This window comes from Allostella sp., assembly GCF_041913585.1.
In the GTDB taxonomy this organism is placed as follows: domain Bacteria; phylum Pseudomonadota; class Alphaproteobacteria; order ATCC43930; family Allostellaceae; genus Allostella.
Map to the genome: position 1 here is coordinate 1 of NZ_JAYSFE010000174.1, position 7,423 is coordinate 7,423.

General features: G+C 67.4%; 4 protein-coding genes. All 4 read right to left on the reverse strand.

Annotated elements, in window-relative coordinates; genetic code table 11:
* Positions 1 to 118: 118 nt before the first annotated feature.
* Positions 119 to 2,194 carry an elongation factor G gene (gene fusA / locus ACE3Q3_RS21845; RefSeq protein ID WP_374449533.1) on the reverse strand — a complete coding sequence of 692 codons (2,076 nt, stop codon included), beginning with the start codon at positions 2,192 to 2,194 and terminating at the stop codon, positions 119 to 121.
* A 27-nt stretch (positions 2,195 to 2,221) separates the two neighbouring features.
* Positions 2,222 to 2,692 carry a 30S ribosomal protein S7 gene (rpsG, locus tag ACE3Q3_RS21850; RefSeq protein WP_374449535.1) on the reverse strand — a complete coding sequence of 157 codons (471 nt, stop codon included), beginning with the start codon at positions 2,690 to 2,692 and terminating at the stop codon, positions 2,222 to 2,224.
* 15 nt (positions 2,693 to 2,707) lie between these two features.
* On the reverse strand, positions 2,708 to 3,079 hold the full coding sequence (rpsL, locus tag ACE3Q3_RS21855; protein ID WP_374449537.1) for a 30S ribosomal protein S12: 372 nt from the start codon (positions 3,077 to 3,079) through the stop codon (positions 2,708 to 2,710).
* A gap of 326 nt (positions 3,080 to 3,405) precedes the next feature.
* A partial coding sequence (gene rpoC / locus ACE3Q3_RS21860) for a DNA-directed RNA polymerase subunit beta' (protein WP_374449539.1) occupies positions 3,406 to 7,423 on the reverse strand: 4,018 nt, incomplete at its 5' end.

The window sequence follows — 7,423 nt, forward strand, 5'->3', positions numbered from 1 at the left end:
CAATCGTCCCAATGTTGCAGTGCGGCTTATTCCGCTGAAATTTCGCCTTGGACATGGGATCCGCGCTCCGTTTTCTTTCCTGGTGGGTTCTGGCTGGGCTGGGTGTGGCAGGGCGGCGTCACGCCATCTTCGCGCGAACTTCGTCGGCGACGGCCTGCGGCACCTGCTCGTAATGGTCGAAGTGCATCGTGTACTGGGCCCGTCCCTGGCTCATCGAGCGCAGCGTGTTGACGTAGCCGAACATGTTGGCGAGCGGGACCATCGCCTGGACGACGCGGGCATTGCCGCGCTGGTCCATGCCGGTCACCTGGCCGCGGCGGCTGTTCAGGTCGCCGATGACGTCGCCCATGTAGTCCTCGGGCGTCACCACCTCGACCCGCATCACCGGCTCGAGCAGCTTCGGACCGCACTTCGGCAGGCCTTCCTTGAAGGCGGCACGGGCGGCGATCTCGAACGCCAGCACGCTCGAGTCGACGTCGTGGTAGGCGCCGTCGATCAGCGATGCCTTGAAGTCGATCATCGGGAAGCCGGCGAGCACGCCCGTGTCCGTCGAGGACTTGAGGCCCTTCTGGACGCCGGGGACATATTCCTTCGGCACCACGCCGCCCACGGTCTCGTTCTCGAAGACGAAGCCCGAGCCGGCGGGCAGCGGCTCGAAGCGCAGCTTGATGCGTGCGAACTGGCCCGAACCGCCGGTCTGCTTCTTGTGGGTGTAGTCGATCTCGGCCGTGCGGGTGATCGTCTCGCGGTAGGCGACCTGCGGCGCGCCGACGTTGGCGTCGACCTTGAACTCGCGCTTCATGCGGTCGACGATGATCTCGAGGTGGAGTTCGCCCATCCCCTTGATGATCGTCTGGCCGCTCTCGTGGTCGACGGCGACGCGGAAGGACGGATCCTCCTGCGCCAGGCGCTGCAGCGCCGTGCCCATCTTCTCCTGGTCGCCCTTGGTCTTCGGCTCGACCGCGATCTCGATGACCGGCTCCGGGAACTCCATGCGCTCGAGGACGACCGGCGCGCTCGGGTCGCACAGGGTGTCGCCCGTGGTGGTGGCCTTCAGGCCGGCCAGCGCGACGATGTCGCCGGCGCGGGCCTCCTTGATGTCTTCGCGATGGTTCGCATGCATCTGCAGCATGCGGCCGATGCGCTCGCGCCCGTCCTTCACCGTGTTCAGGACCTGCGAACCCGCGGTCAGCACGCCCGAATAGATGCGCACGAAGGTCAGCGAGCCGACGAACGGATCGGTCATGATCTTGAAGGCGAGACCGGCGAAGGGCTCGTCGTCCGAGCTCCTGCGCTCGATCGGCTCCTCGGTGCCCGCCTTCACGCCCTTGATGGCCGCGACGTCGGTCGGCGCCGGCAGGAAGTCGATGACGGCGTCGAGCAGCGGCTGCACGCCCTTGTTCTTGAAGGCCGAGCCGCAGAGCACCGGGACGAAGGCGCTCTTGGTCACGCCCTTGCGGATGCAGGCGATCAGGGTCTCGACGCTCGGCTCCTCGCCGCCGAGATAGGCCTCGAGGGCGTCGTCGTCCATCTCGACCGCCATCTCGACGAGCTTCGAGCGGTAGTCCGCCGCCTCGTCGGCCATGTTGGCCGGGATGTCGACGATGTCGAACTGGGCGCCCAGGCTCTCGTCGCGCCAGACGATCGCGTTCATGCGGACGAGGTCGACGATGCCGACGAAGTCGCTCTCGACCCCGATCGGCAGCTGGATGACCATCGGGCGGGTGCCGAGCCGGTCGACCATCATGTCGACGCAGCGCGTGAAGTTCGCGCCGATGCGATCCATCTTGTTGACGAAGCAGATGCGCGGCACGCCGTACTTGTCGGCCTGGCGCCACACCGTCTCGGACTGCGGCTCGACGCCGGCGACGCTGTCGAACACCGTCACCGCGCCGTCGAGCACGCGCAGCGAGCGCTCGACCTCGATGGTGAAGTCGACGTGGCCCGGGGTGTCGATGATGTTGATGCGATGGTCGCGCCAGAAGCAGGTCGTCGCGGCCGACGTGATCGTGATGCCGCGCTCCTGCTCCTGCTCCATCCAGTCCATGGTGGCGGTGCCCTCATGGACCTCGCCGATCTTGTAGGAGCGCCCGGTGTAGTAGAGAATCCGCTCGGTCGTCGTCGTCTTGCCGGCATCGATGTGGGCCATGATGCCGATGTTGCGGTAGCGATCGAGGGGGGTCGTGCGGGACATGACGAACTGCTCCGGGCGCCGAGAGGGTTACCAGCGGTAGTGGGAGAACGCCTTGTTGGCGTCCGCCATGCGGTGGGTGTCTTCCCGCTTCTTCACCGCCGAGCCGCGATTGTTCGCGGCGTCGAGGAGCTCGCCCGAAAGGCGCTCCTGCATCGTGTTCTCCGAGCGCGCGCGGGACGCGGCGATGATCCAGCGGATCGCCAGCGCCTGGCTGCGCTCGGCCCGCACCTCGACCGGCACCTGGTAGGTGGCGCCGCCGACCCGGCGCGAACGCACCTCCACCGCCGGGCGGACATTGCCCAGGGCGTCGTGGAACATGCGGACCGCCTCCTGGCCCGAGCGCTTCGACACGCGGTCGAGCGCGTCGTAGACGATCGCTTCCGCGGACGACTTCTTGCCGTGGTACATCAGGCAGTTGATGAACTTGGTGAGGACGATGTCCCCGAACTTGGCGTCCGGGAGGACCTCACGCTTGTCAGCGGCGCGACGGCGCGACATGGCAACAGTCTCCGATTACTTGGGCCGCTTCGCGCCGTACTTCGACCGGCGCTGGCGGCGGTCCTTCACGCCCTGGGTGTCGAGCGTGCCGCGGATGATGTGATAGCGGACACCGGGCAGATCCTTGACGCGACCGCCGCGGATCATGACCACCGAGTGTTCCTGCAGATTGTGGCCTTCGCCGGGAATGTAGCTCGTGACCTCGAAGCTGTTGGTCAGCCGGACACGGGCCACCTTGCGAAGGGCGGAATTGGGCTTCTTCGGGGTCGTCGTATAGACTCGCGTGCAAACTCCCCGCTTCTGCGGGCACTCCTCCAGCGCGGGCACCTTGTCCCGCGCGCGCTGCGCCTGACGCGGCTTGCGGATGAGCTGATTGATCGTCGGCATACGAACGCTACCCTTCCCACTCGGGTCGATGAGGGACGTGCAGAACTGGTTCTGGCACGGAAAAAGCGCCGCCGAAGCGGCGCGCGTCTCCGTCGAAACGGCCTTCTGAAACGGAGGCGCGTCTAGGTTGTACCCCTACCGCCGTCCCCCGAAGGTGGCCGGAAACTACTGAGCGACTCCCCCCGCGTCAAGAGCCGTCTTCGGAGATTCGCCACCCGGTCCCGGAAATCGGCGCCGCGGACGCGCACGCGCCGGAAACGCGCCGGGCCGTCGCAAGGATGCGACGCCCCGGTGGTCTCTCTCCGGTCCCGGTCTGACGGCGGGCGTCAGGCGGAGCGTGCGGCCGGCGTCGTTCCCGCCGCCGGCAGGGCGGCCGGCTGGCCGCCGTCGCCGGCGATGATCGCCCGGTCGCGCTCGGCCGCGATCTTCCGCAGCCGGTTGACGACGCTGCCCGTCCCGGCCGGGATCAGGCGGCCGACGATGACGTTCTCCTTCAGCCCGGCGAGGCTGTCGACCTTGCCGGAGACGGCCGCCTCCGTGAGGACCCGGGTCGTCTCCTGGAAGGAGGCGGCCGAGATGAAGGAGTTGGTCTGCAGCGACGCCTTGGTGATGCCCTGGAGCACCGGCTTGGCCTTGGCCGGCCGGCCGCCCATCGCCTCGACCTTGGCGTTCTCCTGCTGGAACTCCTCGCGGTCCACCTGCTCGCCGACCAGGAAGGTCGTCTCGCCGCCGTCCATGATCTCCATCTTCTGGAGCATCTGACGGACGATGACCTCGATGTGCTTGTCGTTGATCTTCACGCCCTGCAGTCGATAGACGTCCTGGATCTCGTTCGTCAGGTACTCCGACAGCGCCTCGACGCCCATGACGTTGAGGATGTCGTGCGGCACCGGGTTGCCGTCCATCAGCAGGTCGCCCTTCGCCACGAAGTCGCCTTCCTGGACGCTGATGTGCTTGCCCTTCGGGATCATGTACTCCCGGGGGCCGCCGGCCTCCGGGTCCGCGGGGACGACGACGATGCGCCGCTTGGTCTTGTAGTCCTTGCCGAACTCAACCCGGCCGTCGATCTCGCTGATGATCGCGAAGTCCTTCGGGCGCCGCGCCTCGAACAGCTCCGCCACCCGCGGCAGACCGCCGGTGATGTCGCGCGTCTTGGACGATTCCCTGGGGATGCGGGCGACGACGTCGCCGGCCCGGACCGTGGCGCCGTTCTCGATCGACAGGATGGCGTCGACCGAGAGGAAGTAGCGGGCCTCGACCCCGCTCGCCAGGGTCAGCGCCCCGCCGGCGGCGTCGCGCAGCACGATCCGCGGCCGCAGGTCGTTGCCGCGCGGCTGCTGCTTCCAGTCGACGACGACCTTGGACGAGATGCCGGTCGCCTCGTCCACCACCTCGCGGATCGACACGCCCTCGACCAGGTCGACATAGTGGGCGATGCCTTCGCGCTCGGTGATGATCGGGATCGTGTAGGGATCCCACTCGGCGATCTTCTGGCCCTTGGTCACGGCCGTGCCCTCGTCGGCCAGCAGCTTGGCGCCGTACGGCACCTTGTGCCGGGCGCGCTCGCGGCCCGCCTCGTCGGCCAGCACGATCTCGGTGTTGCGGCTCATGACGATGAGCACGCCCTGGCTGTTCGTCACGACGTTGCGGTTCTTCACCCGCACCACCGAATCGAAGGCCGCCTCGATGCTCGACTGCTCGGCGCCGCGCTGCACCGCACCGCCGATGTGGAAGGTGCGCATGGTGAGCTGGGTGCCGGGCTCGCCGATCGACTGGGCGGCGATGACGCCGACCGCCTCGCCGATGTTGACCACCGTCCCGCGCGCGAGGTCGCGGCCGTAGCACTTGCCGCAGACGCCGCCCTTGGTCTCGCAGGTCAGCACCGAGCGGATGCCGATCGAATCGATGCCGGCGCGCTCGATCTTCTCGACCGCCTCCTCGTCGAGGAGACCGCCCGCCGGCGCCAGCACGTTGCCGGTCAGTGGATCGATGACCTCGTGCGAGGCGGTGCGTCCGAGGATGCGCTCGGAGAGCGGCGCGATGACCTCGCCGCCGTCGACCACCGGCGTGACCGTGAGGCCGCGCTGGGTGCCGCAATCCTCCTCGATGATGATCGCGTCCTGCGCGACGTCGACGAGGCGGCGCGTCAGGTAGCCGGAGTTGGCGGTCTTGAGCGCGGTGTCGGCCAAGCCCTTGCGGGCGCCGTGGGTGGAGTTGAAGTACTCCAGCACGGTCAGGCCTTCCTTGAAGTTCGAGATGATCGGCGTCTCGATGATCTCGCCCGAGGGCTTGGCCATCAGGCCGCGCATGCCGGCGAGCTGCTTGATCTGCGCCGCCGAGCCGCGGGCGCCCGAGTGCGCCATCATGTAGACGGCGTTGATCTTGCCGCCCGGGCGCGAGATCTCCTTCATCATCGCGTCCGCCACCTTCTCGGTGCAGGACGACCAGACGTCGACAACCTTGTTGTACTTCTCGCCCTGGGTGATGAGGCCGTCGAGGTACTGCTGCTCGTACTCCTTGACCTTCTCCTCGGCGTCACCGACGAGCGCCGCCTTCTCCGCCGGCACGACGAGGTCGTCCTTGCCGAAGGAGATGCCGGCGCGGCAGGCATGGCCGAAGCCCAGCGCCATCATCCGGTCGCAGAAGATCACCGTCTCCTTCTGCCCGCAGTGGCGGTAGACCATGTCGATGACGTTGGTGATTTCCTTCTTCGTCAGCACCCGGTTGATGAGCTCGAAGCTGATCGCCGGATGGCGCGGCAGGATCTCCGACAGCAGCATGCGGCCGGGGGTCGTGGTGACGCGCACCGTGATCGGCTGCCCGTCCTTGTCGACCGTGTGGTAGCGGCACTGCACCTTCGCCTGGAGCGACACCGCCTTGGCGTCGAGCGCCTGCTGGATCTCGGCGATGCTGCCGAAGGCCATGCCCTCGCCCGGCTCGCCGTCGCGCTCCATGGTGATGTAGTAGAGGCCGAGCACGATGTCCTGCGACGGCACGATGATCGGCTTGCCGTTGGCCGGCGACAGGATGTTGTTGGTCGACATCATCAGCACGCGCGCCTCGAGCTGGGCTTCCAGCGAGAGGGGGACGTGGACGGCCATCTGGTCGCCGTCGAAGTCGGCGTTGAAGGCGGTGCAGACCAGCGGGTGGAGCTGGATCGCCTTGCCCTCGATCAGCACCGGCTCGAAGGCCTGGATGCCGAGGCGGTGCAGCGTCGGCGCCCGGTTCAGCATGACCGGATGCTCGCGGATCACCTCCTCGAGGATGTCCCAGACCTCGGGCCGCTCCTTCTCCACCATGCGCTTGGCCGCCTTGATGGTGGTGGCGAGCCCGCGCAGCTCGAGCTTGGAGTAGATGAAGGGCTTGAACAGCTCGAGCGCCATCTTCTTCGGCAGGCCGCACTGGTGCAGCTTGAGCTCCGGCCCGACGACGATGACCGAGCGGCCGGAATAGTCGACGCGCTTGCCGAGCAGGTTCTGCCGGAACCGACCCTGCTTGCCCTTCAGCATGTCCGACAGCGATTTCAGCGGCCGCTTGTTGGCGCCGGTGATGACGCGGCCGCGGCGGCCGTTGTCGAAGAGCGCGTCGACCGCCTCCTGCAGCATGCGCTTCTCGTTGCGCACGATGATGTCGGGCGCGCGCAGCTCGATCAGCCGCTTCAGGCGGTTGTTGCGGTTGATGACGCGGCGATAGAGGTCGTTGAGGTCGGAGGTCGCGAAGCGGCCGCCGTCGAGGGGCACCAGCGGGCGCAGCTCCGGCGGGATCACCGGCACCACGTCGAGGATCATCCATTCCGGCCGGCTGCCCGACTGCAGGAAGGCGTCGACCAGCTTCAGCCGCTTGACCAGCTTCTTGCGCTTGGCCTCGGACGTGGTGTCGCGCAGCTCGCCGCGCAGCTTCTCCTGCTCCGGCTGCAGGTCGATCGTCGCCAGCATCGCCTTCAGCGCCTCGGCGCCGATCTTGGCGGTGAAGGCGTCCTCGCCGAAATCGTCCTGGTAGCGGTAGAACTCGTCCTCGGAGAGCAGCTGGTGCAGCTTCAGCGGCGTCAGGCCGGGCTCGATGACGACGTAGTTCTCGAAATAGAGGACCCGCTCCAGGTCCTTCAGGGTCATGTCGAGGAGGAGCCCGATGCGGCTCGGCAGCGACTTCAGGAACCAGATGTGGGCGACCGGCGAGGCGAGCTCGATATGGCCCATGCGCTCGCGCCGGACCTTCGAGAGCGTCACCTCGACGCCGCACTTCTCGCAGATGATGCCGCGATACTTCATGCGCTTGTACTTGCCGCACAAGCACTCGTAGTCCTTGATCGGCCCGAAGATGCGGGCGCAGAACAGGCCGTCCCGC

Excerpts from the sequence above, each read along its gene's own strand:
- fusA (WP_374449533.1), bottom strand. The coding sequence starts at position 2,194 with ATGTCCCGCACGACCCCCCTCGATCGCTACCGCAACATCGGCATCATG.
- rpsG (WP_374449535.1), bottom strand. The coding sequence starts at position 2,692 with ATGTCGCGCCGTCGCGCCGCTGACAAGCGTGAGGTCCTCCCGGACGCC.
- rpsL (WP_374449537.1), bottom strand. The coding sequence starts at position 3,079 with ATGCCGACGATCAATCAGCTCATCCGCAAGCCGCGTCAGGCGCAGCGC.